12 protein-coding genes and 1 tRNA gene are annotated in these 17,520 nt (G+C 34.9%); 6 read left to right on the plus strand and 7 right to left on the minus strand.

Features of this window, described 5'->3' with window-relative positions; all coding sequences use genetic code 11:
* Positions 1–24: 24 nt before the first annotated feature.
* The 3 genes from BM371_RS10960 to BM371_RS10970 all read right to left on the minus strand — a co-directional run bounded on the left by BM371_RS10960 (position 25) and on the right by BM371_RS10970 (position 3,296).
* Positions 25–97 (minus strand) — tRNA-Phe (locus BM371_RS10960).
* A gap of 96 nt (positions 98–193) precedes the next feature.
* On the minus strand, positions 194–2,035 hold the full coding sequence (locus tag BM371_RS10965; protein WP_034674202.1) for a lysophospholipid acyltransferase family protein: 1,842 nt from the start codon (positions 2,033–2,035) through the stop codon (positions 194–196).
* A gap of 22 nt (positions 2,036–2,057) precedes the next feature.
* Positions 2,058–3,296, minus strand: coding sequence for an aspartate kinase (locus BM371_RS10970; protein WP_034674204.1), 1,239 nt, complete (start codon positions 3,294–3,296; stop codon positions 2,058–2,060).
* A 313-nt stretch (positions 3,297–3,609) separates the two neighbouring features.
* Between BM371_RS10970 and fbp the strand changes: the two genes are divergently transcribed.
* The 5 genes from fbp to BM371_RS11000 all read left to right on the plus strand — a co-directional run bounded on the left by fbp (position 3,610) and on the right by BM371_RS11000 (position 11,331).
* On the plus strand, positions 3,610–4,626 hold the full coding sequence (fbp, locus tag BM371_RS10975; protein WP_034674206.1) for a class 1 fructose-bisphosphatase: 1,017 nt from the start codon (positions 3,610–3,612) through the stop codon (positions 4,624–4,626).
* Positions 4,627–5,631, plus strand: coding sequence for an o-succinylbenzoate synthase (locus BM371_RS10980; protein WP_034674208.1), 1,005 nt, complete (start codon positions 4,627–4,629; stop codon positions 5,629–5,631).
* A gap of 232 nt (positions 5,632–5,863) precedes the next feature.
* Entirely contained in the window at positions 5,864–7,537 is a 1,674-nt protein-coding gene (locus BM371_RS10985) for a glutamine--tRNA ligase/YqeY domain fusion protein (RefSeq protein WP_034674210.1), read from the plus strand.
* Positions 7,538–7,758: 221 nt separating this feature from the next.
* On the plus strand, positions 7,759–8,976 hold the full coding sequence (locus BM371_RS10990; protein ID WP_034674212.1) for an MFS transporter: 1,218 nt from the start codon (positions 7,759–7,761) through the stop codon (positions 8,974–8,976).
* 324 nt (positions 8,977–9,300) lie between these two features.
* Complete coding sequence (locus tag BM371_RS11000; protein WP_034674217.1) at positions 9,301–11,331, plus strand: TonB-dependent receptor; 2,031 nt, start codon at positions 9,301–9,303, stop codon at positions 11,329–11,331.
* An 87-nt stretch (positions 11,332–11,418) separates the two neighbouring features.
* Here the strand turns inward: BM371_RS11000 and BM371_RS11005 are convergent, their stop codons facing one another.
* On the minus strand, positions 11,419–12,378 hold the full coding sequence (locus BM371_RS11005) for a YpdA family putative bacillithiol disulfide reductase (protein ID WP_034674219.1): 960 nt from the start codon (positions 12,376–12,378) through the stop codon (positions 11,419–11,421).
* Between the two features lie 152 nt (positions 12,379–12,530).
* On the opposite strand from BM371_RS11005, the gene BM371_RS11010 reads away from it, so the two are divergent.
* On the plus strand, positions 12,531–13,166 hold the full coding sequence (locus tag BM371_RS11010; RefSeq protein ID WP_034674222.1) for a hypothetical protein: 636 nt from the start codon (positions 12,531–12,533) through the stop codon (positions 13,164–13,166).
* 37 nt (positions 13,167–13,203) lie between these two features.
* On the opposite strand, the gene BM371_RS11015 is transcribed toward BM371_RS11010, so the two are convergent.
* From BM371_RS11015 to BM371_RS11025, 3 genes are all read right to left on the minus strand, one after another.
* Positions 13,204–14,496: a glycosyltransferase family protein gene (locus tag BM371_RS11015; RefSeq protein WP_034674224.1), complete on the minus strand. Its 1,293-nt coding sequence runs from the start codon at positions 14,494–14,496 to the stop codon at positions 13,204–13,206.
* 249 nt (positions 14,497–14,745) lie between these two features.
* Positions 14,746–14,853: a GIY-YIG nuclease family protein gene (locus BM371_RS20935; protein WP_316931463.1), complete on the minus strand. Its 108-nt coding sequence runs from the start codon at positions 14,851–14,853 to the stop codon at positions 14,746–14,748.
* Between the two features lie 59 nt (positions 14,854–14,912).
* A complete protein-coding gene (locus BM371_RS11025) occupies positions 14,913–17,453 on the minus strand; it encodes a YfhO family protein (protein ID WP_034674225.1) in 2,541 nt (846 codons plus the stop codon).
* Between the last annotated feature and the right edge of the window lie 67 nt (positions 17,454–17,520).

A 17,520-nucleotide genomic window follows, 5' to 3' on the forward strand; every position in this document is an offset into this window, starting at 1 on the left:
ACCGCCTAATGAAAGGCGGTTTTGTGGTTTCTCCAGGAATCGAACCAGGGACACATGGATTTTCAATCCATTGCTCTACCAACTGAGCTAAGAAACCATTCTTTTACTTCGTTGTTTTAAAGTGATGCAAAAGTAGGAAGTTTTGGTATATGAAGCAAATATTAATCGAAGTTTTTTTGAATTAAATAAAAACTTACTGATTTTCAGTCTGATTATTTTCCTGCTCTTTTCTTATTTGTTCGCTCATTTCTTCCAAAACAGGCTTTATGGTGCTTTCCGGAAGATCACTTATTCTGATGTACATTAAGCCATCAATCGCATCATTGAAATTAGGATCAACATTGAATGCTATTACTTTCGCATTTTGTTTAATGTATTTTTTAATTAAAACAGGCATTCTCAGTTCCGGTTCAAGATCATCGATGATTTTGTCTAATTTATTTAAATCAGATTCCATTTCATTCATGAACAGATTTTTATCGCGATCTCTCAGCTTTACTTTGTAATCATTTCTTGGAGTAATATATTGAGCAACAGCTGAGTCGTAATAATTTGATCGCATGAATTCGATCATCAATGATTTGGAAAATTCAGAAAATTTATTGGAAATACTTACACCGCCCATCAAAAATTTATGATCCGGATTTCTCAGGCAGACGTGTACAATTCCTCTCCATAAAAGGAATAAAGGAAGTGGCTTCTGCTGATATTCTTCACAGATATAAGCTCTTCCCATTTCAATTACCTTTTTGAAAAACGGATGGATATCCTGTTCAAACTCAAATAAAGAACTGGTGTAAAACCCTTTGATTCCGAATTTCTTCATGACATCTTTACCCAAAGCCATTCTGTAAGCTCCTGCCAATTTTTCGGCGGCGTTGTCCCACAAAAATAAGTGATGATAATGTTTGTCGTATTCGTCAAGGTCAAACGGAAGATTGCTTCCTTCACCAACTGCACGGAAAGTGAGCTCCCTTTGTCTTCCGATTTCCCTCATTACCGAAGGTATTTCTTCGTAAGGCGTAAAATAAATTTCATAATTACCGTTGCTGAAAAGCATCCTGTCGGTTCCTCTTATTTTACTGATGTCTTTCAGTATATCTTCTTTCGGCGTTTCATCAATAATGTTCTGAACAATATTTTCTTCCCGTAATAAGGGGAATTTTACATATAGATTTTTCAGATTTATAGCCTGAGCCAGAGATTTTCTTTTTTCGTAGTAAGATTTCATCATGTAAACCTTACGTTTAAGAAATTCTCCCAGTTCTTCGATATTTTCCATTTCGTCCATCACTTTTACTGTGATTGGGCGGCCAATTCTGATTCTGATTGGTTTTTCCCTGTCATTCATCATTTCTGCAGGAAGCATCAACGTCTGCAAATTGGGGTGAATTTTTGCAACCTGATAAAATAAAGTACTGTTTTTAGCGTGAAAATACATTGGGACCACCGGAACTTTAGCCATTTTTATCAGCTTCAAAGCTGGTTTTTCCCACTCTTTATCTAAAATCTCACTGTACGGATTATTTTTATTGGAAACTTCACCTGCCGGGAAAATTCCGACACAGCCACCATTTTCGAGATGCTTTAAAGTTTCACGCATTCCGGTTGAGCTGTTTCTGATTTCCTTTCTCCCTTCAAAAGGATTTACAGGGATTACATAAGGTTCCATTGGTTTTATTTTCTCTAAAAGAAAGTTTCCCATCACCTTAAAATCCGGACGGACTTCCGACAGAATTTTACACATCAGAATTCCGTCGATCGCTCCAAGAGGATGATTTGAAACCAAAATAAACGGCCCCGTTTTCGGAATTTTTGCCAAATCTTCTTCAAAAGCAACATAGCTTAAGTTGCGCTCTCTTACAAATGAATCGAAAAAGTCTTTACCTTCCTTATCTTTTAGTTTATCATAAAGTCTGTTGACTTCATTTATTTTTGCAATGCTCATCACAGCAGAAGCGACAGGGTTTTTTAGAAAACCTATCTTATGTAAGCCGGAAGCTTTAATTAAATCGTTTTTCGAGATTAAGCTCATGTGTTTTTAGTCGAAATTAGTTTTAATGTGTTACCATTTGCAGTGTATTTTTTGCAATTTGCTCCAATAATACACTTTTTCCCTGGTAAAATTTGTCGATGTTTTCCATCTTTGCATTCCTTACCGTAAATAAAGATACATTTTTTATAACATCAGTCTTGAAAACCTTTTGAAGTTCGTCATTCAACTCATCCACTTTATTAAATTTATCTTCCAGACATAATTCCAGCGAGATTGCTGAGTTTTGCATTAAAGATACTTTAATTTTATATTTAGCTAAATTATTGAAAATTAAACTCATGTGGTCTTCTGCAATAAATGAGAAGTCTCTTGTTGAGATTTTTAATAAAGTTTGGTTTTCTTTTAAAATATAAGATTCTTCACTTTGGTTTTTATCTGAAATTCCAACCTTGGTTCCCGCTTTTGAGGGATCTATGAAAGATTTCACATAAAAAGGAATGTTTTTTTGCTGAAGCGGTTGTAACGTTTTTGGGTGAATGACACTCGCTCCGTAATAAGCCATTTCAATTGCTTCTTCATAAGAAATATTAGAAAGAAGACTTACATCTTCAAATTTTCTTGGATCTCCCGTCATTACGCCGGGAACGTCTTTCCATATCGTCATTGCGTCTGCATTTAGACAATACGCAAAAATTGCAGCTGAATAATCTGACCCCTCTCTTCCTAAAGTTACGGTGAAATTATTTTCATCAGAACCGATAAAACCCTGCGTAACGTAGCAGATTTCTTTATTTAAATTTGAAATAAATTCTGCTGTTCTTGCCCAGTCTACAACTCCATCCCTGTAAGAGTTATCCGTTTTTACATAGTCTCTTGCATCGAGCCATTGGTTAGTAAACTGAATATCATTCAAATATTCACTAACGATTTTAGTCGAAATCATTTCACCACAGCTTACAACCTGGTCGTAAACAAAGTTGTAGTTCGGAGATTTGTTTCTTCTTAAAAATGAATCGATATCATCAAAAAACAGATTGATTTCTGCAAAAACTGCATGATCTTCCGAGAAAAGCCCCTTAGCTATTTCGATGTGTTTCTGTTTTATCTCTTCAATTTCAGTTTGATAGTTATCTTTCTTAAAGTACATTTCTACTACTTTTTCCAGCGCATTGGTCGTTTTACCCATTGCTGAAATTACAAGCAGGCATTTCTCAAAACCCTGGCTTTGAAGTACCATAGAAACATTTTTTACACTTTCGGCATCTTTCACAGAAGCCCCACCAAACTTAAAGATTTTCATTAAAGTATTAAAAATAAAATTGTTAGATAAATTGCGTTGTCGAAATTTTAAGATGTCAAAATTATAAATTTACACCGAGATATGAAATAGACTGCGAGAATGATGTCCTTAAGATTTTATTAAAATCAAAATTTGTCTCCAAATAGTGTATTTACTGCAATGATTTGGTTTTTTCTAAACATCAAATTTTATATTTGAAGAATTTGTTTATAGTTGTATTTGATTGATTTACAGTTGTTAATGTCTGAATTGAGATTTATTTTAAAAATAGGATAAATTTTACGAAATTTGGGAAAAGTGTAAAAAGAAAAATATGTCAGATCAGTCATTACAAACTTTAGGAGAATTTCTTATTGATAAACAGGAAGATTTCCAATATTCCACAGGAGAATTTTCACGTCTTCTGAGCGCAATAAGATTAGCTTCAAAAGTGGTAAACAGAGAAGTAAATAAAGCAGGAATTGTAGATATTACGGGTGCTGCAGGAAACCAGAATATTCAGGGTGAAGAACAGCAGAAACTGGATGTTATTGCTAATGATATTTTTATCACTGCTTTATCGCAAAGAGAAGTTGTCTGCGGAATTGCTTCTGAAGAGAATGACGATTTTATTGATATTAAATGTGGTGAAAACGGACATCTAAGTAAATATGTTGTTTTGATTGATCCGCTTGATGGTTCTTCGAATATTGACGTAAATGTTTCTGTGGGAACAATTTTCTCAATCTACAGAAGAGTTACTGAGCCAGGAACTCCTGTTCAGTTGGAAGATTTTTTACAGAAAGGAATCAACCAGATTGCGGCAGGTTATGTGATCTATGGTTCTTCTACAATGATCGTTTACACGACAGGAAATGGCGTAAACGGATTTACGCTCGATCCTTCATTAGGAACATACTATCTTTCTCATCCTAATATGACTTTCCCAAAAACAGGTAAAATTTATTCAATCAATGAAGGAAATTATATCAAATTTCCTCAAGGTGTAAAGAATTATCTGAAATATTGTCAGATGGAAGAAGGCGACCGTCCTTATACTTCGAGATACATCGGTTCATTGGTTGCCGATTTCCACAGAAATATGCTGAAAGGCGGAATTTACATTTATCCATCTTATTCACAGGCTCCAAACGGAAAACTGAGATTATTGTATGAGTGTAATCCAATGGCATTTTTGGCTGAACAGGCGGGTGGAAAAGCAACAGACGGTTTCAGAAGAATTCTGGAAGTTGAACCGACAGAACTGCATCAAAGAATTCCATTTTTCTGCGGAAGTATTGATATGGTTGAAAAAGCAGAAGAATTTATGCGAATTGACAGCGTAAAATAAATGACAGCAAAATATTTTCAATATTTATTAGAATTCAAACGCCCGAGTGGAACATCTCGCGGCGTTTTGCTTGAAAAAGAGACTTTTATTCTTGAGATTTTTCAGGATGATAAAAAAGGAGTGGGAGAGTGTGCTGTTTTCAGAGGATTGAGTTTTGATGACAGACCCGATTATGAAGAAAAATTAAAATGGCTTTGCGAAAATATCAGCAGTGATTCTGAATTTTTAAAACAAGAATTAGAAGAATTTCCGTCAATTTGGTTTGGCTACGAACAGGCTCTTTTAAATTTAAAAAATGGTGACAACCTTTATTTTCCAAGTGAATTCACTGAAGGTAACACGCCTATCACGATCAATGGTTTGATCTGGATGGGTGATATTGGTTTTATGGAAGAACAGATTCAGGAAAAGCTTGAACAAGGATTCCATTGCATTAAACTAAAAATCGGTGTCGATTGGATATCAGAGCATGAAATTCTTCAGAAATTAAGACAAAAATTTACAAAAGATCAGTTGGAACTTCGTGTAGATGCAAACGGAGGTTTTACGAAAGACGAAGCCAAAATTGTCTTACAGCAATTAGCTGATCTACATATTCATTCAATTGAACAACCGATTAAAGCGGGGAACTGGAATGACATGGCAGAATTGTGCGCTGAAACTCCAACGCCGATTGCTCTGGATGAAGAACTCATTGGAATCATTAATTTTAATAAGAAGAAAGAGTTGTTAGAAGTTATAAAACCTCAATACATTATTTTGAAACCAGCATTAGTAGGTGGCTTTTCGGGATCTGACGAGTGGATATCTCTAGTTGAGCAGCAAGATATTGGTTGGTGGATTACTTCAGCATTGGAAAGTAATATCGGTTTGAATGCAATCGCTCAATATACCTTTACAAAAAAAAATCAGATGCCCCAAGGTTTAGGAACAGGAAGTTTATTTACTAATAATTTTAAAAGCTGTTTAGAGCTTAATGGCGAAAAACTTTTTTATAAAGGCTGATATTAAATTACACCGTCAATGAAAATGGCTTTTTTTATAGATTCAATGATATTCAAAAGCTGTCTTTTTATCTTCTTCATGATGTTATTATATCTGTTTTTTCTGAATGTAAATTTCTGAAAAAAAATTCAATAATATGTGAATTTAGTCTTAAATTATTATTTTCATAGAATTTTAAATTTTCCTAAATTTGCAAATTGTCGTAAGTGCGGCATATTAAAGCGAATTTTTAATGGAAGAAGAAAAAAAATCACTCAATTTTATTGAGCAAATTATCGAAGATGATTTGGCAAACGGTTTGAAAAGAGATCAGATCCGTTTCCGTTTTCCGCCTGAACCAAATGGTTATCTGCATGTAGGTCATACAAAAGCGATCTGCATCAACTTCGGTTTGGGTGAAAAATACAATGCTCCCGTAAACCTTCGTTTCGACGATACGAACCCTGAAAAAGAAGAACAGGAATTCGTAGATTCTATCATGAAAGACGTTGAATGGTTAGGTTTCAAATGGGATAAAGTTTTGTACGCATCCGATTACTTCCAGCAGCTTTACGATTGGGCAGTTCAGTTGATTAAAGAAGGAAAAGCTTATGTAGATGAGCAGCCGTCTGAAGTGATTACTGAACAAAGAAAAAATCCTGCAGAGCCGGGAATAGAATCTCCTTTTAGAAACCGTCCTGTTGAAGAGTCTTTAGACTTATTCGAAAGAATGAAAAACGGTGAATTCGAAAGTGGTTCAATGTCTCTGCGTGCAAAAATCGACATGCTTTCGCCAAACATGAATATGCGTGACCCTGTGATGTACAGAATTTTGAATAAGCCTCATCACAGAACAGGTACAGCTTGGAAAATTTATCCGATGTACGACTGGGCTCACGGTGAATCTGATTATATCGAACAAATTTCTCACTCACTATGTTCTTTGGAGTTTGAAAACCACAGACCGCTGTACAATTGGTATTTAGATCAAGTGTATGAGGAAGGAAAGGTGAAAAATAAGCAGAGAGAATTTGCAAGGATGAACGTTTCTTACATGATCACCTCCAAAAGAAAACTACAAAGGCTGATTGCTGAAAATGTGGTGAACGGTTGGGATGATCCAAGAATGCCTACAATTTCAGGAATGAGGAGAAAAGGCTTTACAGCCAACGCTATCAGAAATTTTATTGATAAAGTAGGAGTTGCGAAAAGAGAAAATTTAATTGAAATTCAGCTATTGGATTTCTGTGTTCGTGAAGATCTGAATAAGGTTGCAAAACGTGTAATGGCGGTTGTTGATCCTATTAAATTAGTCATTGAAAACTATCCTGAAGGACAAGAAGAATGGTTAACAACCGAAAATAATAACGAACAGGAAAATGCAGGAACGAGAGAAATTCCGTTCTCAAGAGAATTATATATTGAGCGTGAAGATTTCAAGGAAGAAGCTGGAAACAAGTTCTTTAGATTGAGATTAGGAGGAGAAGTTCGTCTGAAATCTGCTTACATCATTAAAGGTGAAAGAGTTGAGAAGGATGAAAATGGAGAAATCACGACTATTTATGCATCTTACGACGAAAAATCTAAGTCAGGAAGCGGAACTGAAGAAAGTTTAAGAAAAGTAAAAGGAACGATTCACTGGGTTTCTGCAAAACATGCGATTCCTGTAGAAGTAAGAAATTACGAAAAATTATTCACTGTTGAACAGCCTGATGCCGAGAAAGATGTAGATTTCTTGAATTTCATCAATCCGGAATCAGTCAATGTCATTCAAGGATTTGGTGAGCCTAGCTTAAAGGATGTGGCAGTTGGAGAACCTCTTCAATTCCAGAGAATTGGCTATTTCACAAAGGATCAGGATTCTACAGATACAAATTTTGTGTTCAATAGAACTGTGACTTTAAAAGACTCTTATAAGCCGGAGTAAAAATTATTTATACCATATAAATGAAACAGGGCTTAATTTTTTAAGTCCTGTTTTTTATTTAAACACTAATAGCACAAATAGTCATCACAAAGTCTACAAATATGAATGGTATTATTTGTGAAAAAATTACTGCAATCTGTGTTTAAAAGAGTCCCGAAGGGACGACCTTCTAAAGGATAGGATGCAATCCTATTAAATAATAATTAAATTAAAAAATCAAAATTGTGAAATTTTTAAAGATATACATCAACTCATTCAAAGGACTTTCAGCGGAAAGCTGGATGCTCGCTTTGGTAATGCTCATCAACCGGTCGGGGTCGATGGTTTTACCGTTTCTTGGAGTTTACATGACAGATCATTTGAATTTCGACCTCAAAAGTGCCGGAATCGTTTTAAGTTTCTTCGGAATCGGTTCCGTAGTAGGTTCATGGTTTGGCGGAATGATCACCGATAAAATAGGAGAGTTTAAGGTTCAGAGCTTAAGTCTTTTTCTCAGTGTTCCCATGTTTTGCTTAATCCCGCTTTTTCATACAGAAGTGGGTTTGGCTGCAATTATTTTTATTCAAAGTTCGATCAGTGAAGCTTTTCGACCTGCGAATTCTGTGGCGGTTTCAAAATATGCAAAACCGGGAAATGTAACCAGAGCATTCTCTCTAAACCGAATGGCAGTCAATCTTGGGTTTTCTGTAGGTCCGGCTTTAGGCGGAATTTTAGCGGCGATTTCTTATGATTTTCTCTTTTACTCCAACGCAATCGGGGCTTTATTGGCGGGATTAACGTATGTTTTCTTTTTTAGAAACAGAAGTTATCGAAATAAAGATAAGATCAATAAAACGGCTGATCCAAAAGCAATTTCTCCTTATAAAGACACCCAATTCATTCTTTTTGCGGCTGCATGTTTTATGTTTTCCGTATGCTTTTTCCAGTTGCTGAATACATTGACGATTTTCTACAAGCAGGAAGCCGACCTTTCGGCTCAGACCATCGGGTATATCTTAGGATTCAGCGGGGTTATCGTTGTAGTTATGGAAATGATCATGGTTCAGATTGCAGAAAAATATTTAAAGCTGAAAACCACAATGTTTTTAGGTACTCTTTTCTGTGCCGTTTCTTTCGGAATGTTGGCTGCAGATACTTCAATCTGGCTTTTAGTGGTGTCAATATCCATTTTAAGTTTAGGAGAAATCTGGGCTCTTCCGTTTATGGCGACCATTACTTCACTTCGTTCAGGAACGCACAATAAAGGGGCTTATATGGGACTTTTAGGAATCGCATTTTCGCTTTCATTCATCATTACACCATCTTTGGGAACTTTCATTGCCGAGAATTTTGGCTTTACAATTCTCTGGATTGGTACGGGAATCCTTCTCGGAATCACGGCTGTTGCTTTTTATTACATTGTTCCTTGGATGATTGGCAATAAAAATTCTGAAGAGTAATTTTTTAATTTGGGCGTGTCCCTACGTTTTCCCAGGCTAAACCTCATAGATTTTAGAAATCTATGAGGTTTTTTCCGTCGCAAAACTTCGGGTCGGGCTGCTTTGGGGTTCGCTTCGCTTCCGTACTCGTTCGTTCCTCACTCGCACCGGCTCCTTTGTCGCCGCCCGCCGTATCCCTCACGTGGTTTTTAGCGTGAAATACAAAATTAAGTTTGTCAACAGAAAATATCAGCCTTGTCAAAGTTCAAAACTTTGACAATGTTTTTTCTACCACAACTTTAAATTTGAGCCTTAAACAGTACAGTTTTTGCATAGCTTTTCGCAATGAAAAAAATCTACATTATTCTTCCTCTTTTTTCTGCTGCTTTTTTGTTAGCTCAAAAAAAAGATTCCGCAACATTAATTTCAGAAGTAAGAATTGATGCTTACAAAAAGCCGACGGCATTTATTAATTCCACAAAGTCGGTTTCCGTTGTTTCTGAGAATTTACTCAATCAAAATACACCTGAAAGAATGCTCGAATCGATCAATCAGATTGCAGGAGCAAGAATGGAAGAACGCTCACCGGGAAGCTACAGGATTTCGCTTCGTGGAAGCACGTTAAGATCACCTTTTGGCGTTCGCAATGTGAAAGTTTATCTTGATGATTTTATTTTATCGGATGCTTCTGGAAATACCTATTTCAATGTGATTTCTCCTGAGTTGATCGACAGAATAGAAATTTACAAAGGCCCGGAAAGCGGTGATTACGGTGCAGCGACAGGCGGAACAGTACTTTTGAAAACAAAATCTTCTGAAAATTTATCAGCCAATATTTCTGTCGGAAGTTACGGAACTTTCAATCAGAGTATAGATTTTTCAAAACAGATGGGGAAACATTTTTTTGAAGTTTTTCAGAATTATTACCAGACAGATTCTTATCGTGAACAATCTAAAGTGCAGCGAAAACAGATTTTCCTGAAAGACAATTTCCAATATTCTCAAAAAGGATTATTGAAAGCCATGTTGATGTATTCAGACCTCGATTATCAAACTCCGGGCGGATTAACTTTAGAGCAAATGAACTTCAACGGAAAACAGGCAAGGCCAGGAACAGCAACTGTTCCCGGGGCAAAAGAACAAAATGCAGGAATTCGAAATAAAATGATTTTAGCCGGACTTTCAAATGAATATCGGTTCAATCCCAATCTTTCGCATTTTATTTTGGTTCAGGGTTCGTATGTTGATTTTGAAAATCCGTTTATTACCAATTTTGAAAATCGTTTTGAAAACAATTTCGCTTTAAGAACCCATTTTAATTATGAAAAAAACTGGGAGAAAATTTCTTTAGCCTACCGATTGGGTTTTGAAGGCGGAATGAATGATATTCTGATTAAAAATTATGATAATAACAAAGGAATTGAAGGAAATCCGCAAAATTTTGACAAACTAAAAAATACATCAGGATTTTACTTTCTTTCTCAGAAAATGAATTTTAATGAAAAGCTATTTACCGATATTTCCATTAGCTTAAACTCAAATTCATATGATTGGGAAAGGATTTTCCCACGAACTGAAAATGGGAAAATTCATTTTAAAAATCAATGGCTTCCAAATTTCGGAGTGACTTATCTTTTAGGAAATGGCTTTTCGGCGAGAGGAAAAATTGGTAAAGGAAATTCTGCTCCCACTAATGAAGAAATCCGTTCTTCAACGCAGGAATTTAATCAAAATCTAAATCCGGAGTATGGCTGGAATAAAGAAATAGGTATTAGAAAACAATTTGGAAATTTTCTTTTCTTAGAAGGAAGTTATTTTGATTTTCGAATGAAAGATGCGATTGTAAGACGACAGAATGAAGCCGGACAAGAATATTTTGTCAATTCAGGTGAAACCGCTCAAAAAGGTTTTGAAATTCTCTTGGAATCTAAAAGTTTCAATTTAAAGAATGACTTTTTCAGCCAATTTAAATTCAGATTTTCAGGAAGCTTTTATGATTTTAAGTTTAAAAATTATCAGCAAAATGAAAATGATTTCTCAGGGAATGATTTAACGGGAGTTCCAGGAACGACAATCAACAGTTTATTAAATTTCACTTTTTTCAAAAAATTGAATATTGATTATTCTCATTTTTATACTTCAAAAATACCTTTGAATGATGCCAATTCCGTTTGGTCAGAACCAAATTTAATCGGAAATATTCAGTTTAGATTTCCTGTAGATTTTGAAAAAACGAGAGTCAATTTATATCTGCAGATTCAGAATTTATATAATGAAAATTATGTTTTGGGTTTTGACACTAATGCTTTCGGAAACCGTTATTACAATCCCGCAGCAAAAAGAAATTTTGTCTTGGGAATGAAGGTTGATTTTTAGTTTTGGCTTACGCAGATTTAGTCGATAAAACAGATTTTTAGACTGTAAAATCTGCGAAATCTGCATAATCTGCGAGAAATTACTTAATCATTTCGAAAGAATATGTTGAACAATTATTTCCGCATGAATTCTGGAGTTTTCAATAAACCAAAGATGGGTGTCTTTTCCGCCACAAACTACGCCTGCCAAATATAAATTCGGAACATTGGTTTCCATAGTTTCAGTGTTGTAAAAAGGATTTAAACAATCGCCCTGCAATTCAATTCCTGAATTTTTGAGGAAGTCAAAATCGGGAAGATAGCCGGTCATTGCGAGAACAAAATCATTTTCAATTTCATTGATTTTTCCGTTTCTATCTTTAAAAATGACAGAATTTTCTTTAATTTCAATCAGTTCAGAATTAAAATGAGCTGTAATACTTCCTTCTGCAATTCGGTTTTCAATATCAGGTTTTACCCAATATTTTACGTTTGGCGAAATCTCAGAATTACGGATTATCATCGTGACTTCTGCACCCTTTCGATACGTTTCTAAGGCAGCATCAACTGAGGAATTACTTGAGCCGATAACAACGATTTTCTGTCTAGCATAAGGATAAGGTTCAGTGTAATAATGTTTAACTTTCTCCAGATTTTCTCCGGGAATGTTCATCAGATTCGGAATATCATAAAATCCGGTTGAGATGATGACGTTTTTTGAGTAATATTTTGCTTTTGAAGTTTCAATTTCGAAAATCTCATTGTTTTTAGAAACTTTTAAAACTTTTTCATAAAGATTGATATTCAAATTTTTCTGTCTTGCGATTCCCTGATAATATTCCAGAGCTTCCTGTCTTCCGGGTTTTGCAGCAGAAATAAAAGGAATTTCATCAATTTCAAGTTTATCTGCGGTTGAAAAAAACTTCATATACAAAGGATAATTGAAGAGTGAATTGACAATTGTTCCTTTTTCGATAATTAAATAATTGAGGTTGTTTTTATTGGCTTCGAGCGCACAGTTGAGACCGATTGGTCCTGCTCCGATAATCAGAAGATCAAGAATTTTCATCTATCAAAAATACAAAAATGCTTTAAGTAATCGGTTTAAAGTAATATGTGAAAATCAATCATTTTTATATTTAAACTCTATTGACGTCAAAAAAACTCAAACTCTCCAACTCAATGTGGCATCGCTTTTGAACTTTTTTCAAAAATTTTGAAATGAAAAAAACTTTTTTGGCATTCTTACTTTTAGCAGTTTTATCATGTGAAAAGAAAGTAGATAAAGAACCTGCAATTTCTACAGATAACCTGAAAAGGTCAAACGAAAGAACCGATACCGAGCAGGAAGCTTTCTCGAAAGAAGTTGCATTAAAAAAGACCAATGATGAACTTTTACAAGCTATAAAAGTTGGTTATTATGATGTTTTTGCGAATTACATTCATCCACAGAAGGGTGTCAGGTTTTCAATGTATGCTTTTGTTAATCGCAATGAAGACAAGCATTTTTCAAAAGCTGATTTCGAAAAGTATTTTCCCGCAAAAACCGTTTTTACATGGGGTTCAAGAGATGGTTCCGGTGAAATTTATAAGGCTACCATTCAACAGTATTTTAAAGACTGGATTTTTAAGAAAGATTTTACAAAATCCGAATATGCATTCAATAAATTCCTCGGCGGCGGAAATTCTTTAAATAATTTAAAAGAAGTCTATCCGAATACAGATTTCACAGAAAATTATATTTCCGGTTCAGAGAAAAATGGCGGAATGGATTGGAATGTGCTTCGTTTTGTCTTTGAAGAATTTGAAGGAAAATATTATGTGGTTGCTGTGATTAATGATGAATGGACGATATAAATTAAAATTCCCCTTCTGTTGCAGATGGGGAATAATTTTATAAGATTTCGGAAAGTTGTTTGGTTAAATTTTTTCTAGAAAACTGTTCTATATTTTCGGTGTTTTCTGAAAGGTTTCCATTTTTCCACAGTGCAAATTTTTCTAAAATGAAATCTTCAATTTCTTGTGAATCACGATAGCCGAAATGTTTTCCAGCTTTTGTTTCATCAAGAATTTTCGAAACATCTGCTTTTTCCGGGCCAAATGAAATAATCTGTTTTCCGGTTGCCAAATATTCGAATATTTTCCCCGGAATAATCCCTTTTGACGAATCGTTTGGGAAATTGGTAATCAAAAGCAGCGAAGATTTCGACATTTCATCGACCGCTTTGTCATGAGAAACGTAACCAAGATTCAGGATATGATTTTTTAAACTTGAATTTTCAATCGTTTCTAAAATTTTATCATCAATTCGTCCAACAAACTTCAGGCTGAAATTTTCAGCAAAATCTGAATGAGTTTTAACTAAATTATCTAATGCTTTCCAAAGGTTTTCTGGGTTTCTCAACTGTTCCAAAACGCCGATGTAGCTCAACGTGAATTTTGGTTGAGAGTTTGAGAGTTTAAGGGTTTGAGAGTTTGAGTCTGATTCGTCGAACCCATTGGTAATGCAAAAGGCATTGGCGCCGTTTTTACGGAAATTTTCTGCATCGGTATAACTTGTCGCCAAAGTAATATCAGCATTTTTGAAGATTTCACTTTCCAGAAAACGGTGTTTTTTATCGGATCGGTTCGTTAGTTTTAAATGCTTATAATAAGAAATTTCTGTCCACGGATCACGGAAATCGGCAATCCATTTCAGAGTGGGCATTGCTTTTTTTAAATTTAAACCAATCAGATGCATCGAATGAGGCGGTCCTGAAGTTATAATGGTTTCAATCTTATTTTCCTTTAAATATTTTTCTAAAAACTTTGTAGAAGGCTTTACCCAAAAAACTCGGGCGTCCGGAATGAAAAAATTTCCTCTTACCCAAATTGAAAGCCTAGATTTCCAGCTTTGATTTTTTCCCACATCAAATTGCCCTGCTTTGAATTTTTTATTGCTTTTATTCAGCTTTTCAGCAAGTTGATAAGGTTCCCAAATTTTTGTTCGGATAATTTCTAAATCTTTTGGAACATCTTTCATCAGACTTTCATCCAATAAAGGATAACTGGGGTTTTCTGGAGTGTAAATAATAGGTTTCCAGCCAAATTCAGGAAGGTATTTTGCGAATTTCAGCCATCGCTGAACTCCCGGCCCTCCTGCAGGTGGCCAATAATAGGTAATGATAAGGATTTTTTTATTTTCCATGTATTTTCAAGGCTGTCATTCTGAATAGAGCAAAGCGTAATGAAGAATCTTTTTAATTTCGTCATTTAAAAAACTCCAATTTGGATTAAATTCACCAATAAGATTTTCTTTTTTAATTCTTGTCCAACCTTCTATTTGTTTTTCTCTTTTAATAGCAGTTTCTACATCAATAAATTGTTCAAAATAAACTAAATAAAAACATTTATATTTTGTAGTGAAATTCTTATCAATTACTTCAGGATTTTGATGCTAATATAATCTGTTTTTTAAATCATTGGTGACTCCAGTATATAAAACCGTTTTTATTTTATTTGTTAAAATATAAACGTAATAATTATGAGTTCCCAAAGTTTTCATTGCTTAAATTTTTAATGAGATTCTTCACTCCCCTTTGCTACGTTCAGAATGACAAAATCTTAAACGGCTTTTTCAACAAGGGTAGCCTCTTTTTTCTTTTTATTCAACCAGTAAATCCCAAAAGCACTCAATACAATGAACAATCCGAAGCAAATAAGAGAAATCCATTTTCCTTTTTCGATAACTTCCGGCTCGAAAATCATTTTGATGTTGTGATTTCCTGCAGGAACATGTACTGCGCGAAGCAGATAATCAGCTTTAATATATGGAACTTCTTTTTCGTCAACAAAAACTTTCCAGCCATGAGGATAATAAATTTCTGAGAAAACAGCTAATTGCGGAGCTTTCGACTGAGATCTAAACTCCAGCTCATTGGCTTCATATTTTGTCAGATTGATTGTCGCTGTTGAATCTGCCTGAACCTGCTTATTGTCGAAATAAGATTTATCAGAAGCATTGATAACTGCCGTTTTTTTACTGTCGATTTCCCCGATCGATTTGATTTCTTCATTCGGAGTGTTTACAAATTTAAGATCACTTACAAACCATGCATTTCCGTTTGCATTCGGATTCGGAACAACTTGGGGCTCTCCCGGATTTCCGAAAATCATGTATTTTGTGTTGAGTAAATTTAAAATTTTCGGCGTTTTTACACTGTCTGGTTGTACGATATATTCGTTTAGTAAATCGTCGTATCTTCTCAATTTTACGGCATGATAACCTCCGATTGACGACTTAAAGTAAGACGTATTGGTTTCGCTGGTTGTTCCTAAAACCTGATTGTAAATTCTGTAATGCTTCTGGTCTTTCTCAGCAATAGTTTCCAATGTTTTGTTTACCGGAATACTTGCTAAAATAGACTGTAAGTTGGCATTATCACCTACTTTTTCAGCCAGATAATCTGAACCTTCAGTTTGGAATGGGTTTTCAGCAAAGATTTTATCTACATAATTGTCATCATTCAAATAACGCCTGTTAACTGACCAGAGATCAAATAAACTTACGGCACCAATGATAATTAAGGCAATGTTTTGGTTTAATTTTTCCTTTAAAGCAAAGAATAAAACAGCTACGGTAATTCCTACATAAAGTAATGCTTTGATTGCATCTGTTCTGAACATATTAAAACGTTCATCTACCAAATAATCAAGAAGGAAAGGCGGTAAATATAATTTTTCGTTTTCTGTAGCAAAGCCTAAAATTGATTTTCCGAAAAGAATTAGAATTAATGTTAAGCCTAAAGTTCCACCACCAACATACGTAAGGATTTTCTTTTTGTATTCTGCATCAAGATTTTCACTTTTGAAGAATCTGTACAATCCGATAATTGCGATTAATGGGAATAACAATTCCACGACAACCAAAATTGAAGACGGCGCTCTGAATTTGCTGTAGAACGGAACAAAATCAATAAACAAATCGGATAAGAACATGAAGTTGCTTCCCCATGCCAATAAAATTGTAAGAATGGTTGCTCCTAAAATCCAGTAACGGTATTTTTTTGGAGCAAAAAAGAATCCTAAAAGTGCTAAGAAACAAACAATTGCACCTTGATAAGCGGGTCCTGAAGTTCCCGGCTGATCTCCCCAATAAGTCAAGCTTCCGAATCCTTTGGAAATTCTGTCCATTTCTGCCTGAGAAGTGACGTTATCCTGAACCATTTGCTGAACTTTCTCCATCATTGCAGCGCCTTCCGGTTCCTGACTTCCGCCACCCATTAATCTAGGAATGAAAAGGTTTAAAGTTTCCAGTTTTCCATAACTCCACATCAAGATACTTTCTTTATCCATCCCTGAATTTCCGGCTTTGTGACTGTCATTTGTCAAAACTTGTTTTCCTCTTACAGTCTCTTTAATGTACTCGGAATTTGCCATAATTCGCTGTGAATTCATCCCAACTCCGATGATTAAAGCTCCCGCAATAATTCCTGATGAAATCAAGAAATGTTTCATCGGAACTTTCTTTTTAATCGCTCTTACTAATTCAGATATAAATAAAAATCCAAGTCCTAAGAACAAATAATAGGTCATTTGCGGGTGATTTGCCGCGACCTGTAATCCGAAGAAAAGGGTGGTGACAATAAAACCAATAACATATTTTTTACGAATGTAAACCAATAAAATTCCGGCTAAAAGTGGCGCAAAATATTCAATGGTATTTACTTTTCCGTTGTGTCCTGCCGCAATAATAATATAGAAATACGTGGAAAGTCCGAAAAATGTGGCTCCTAAAAGCGCATACTTCCAGTTTCGTACGGCAACCATTCCCAGAAGAAAAAATCCTGAAAACAGTAAAAAGAGATAATTAACCGGCCTAGGCAAAATATTCAGATAGCTGTCTAATTTTTTAATAATATCACCTTCAAAGCGGCTTCCCATTTGGTAAGTTGGCATTCCGCCAAACATAGAGTCGCTCCAGTAGGTTTCTTTATCAAAATTTTCCCTGTAATCAATCAACTCTTTTGCACCCCCACGATATTGTACAATGTCATGTTGGAAAAGCTGTTTTCCCGTAAAAACAGGAGTAGAATATAAAAATGCTAAAACTAAAAATGCAATCAGTGAAACTGCAATGTATATTAAGCTTTTGTTTTTTGCCATCTTGGTTATTAAGTAGATTTTTAAATTTTCATTAGGTTTAAAAGTTCTGAATTACTTTAATTTACCA

This window comes from Chryseobacterium formosense (assembly GCF_900116415.1).
GTDB classification, from domain to species: domain Bacteria; phylum Bacteroidota; class Bacteroidia; order Flavobacteriales; family Weeksellaceae; genus Chryseobacterium; species Chryseobacterium formosense.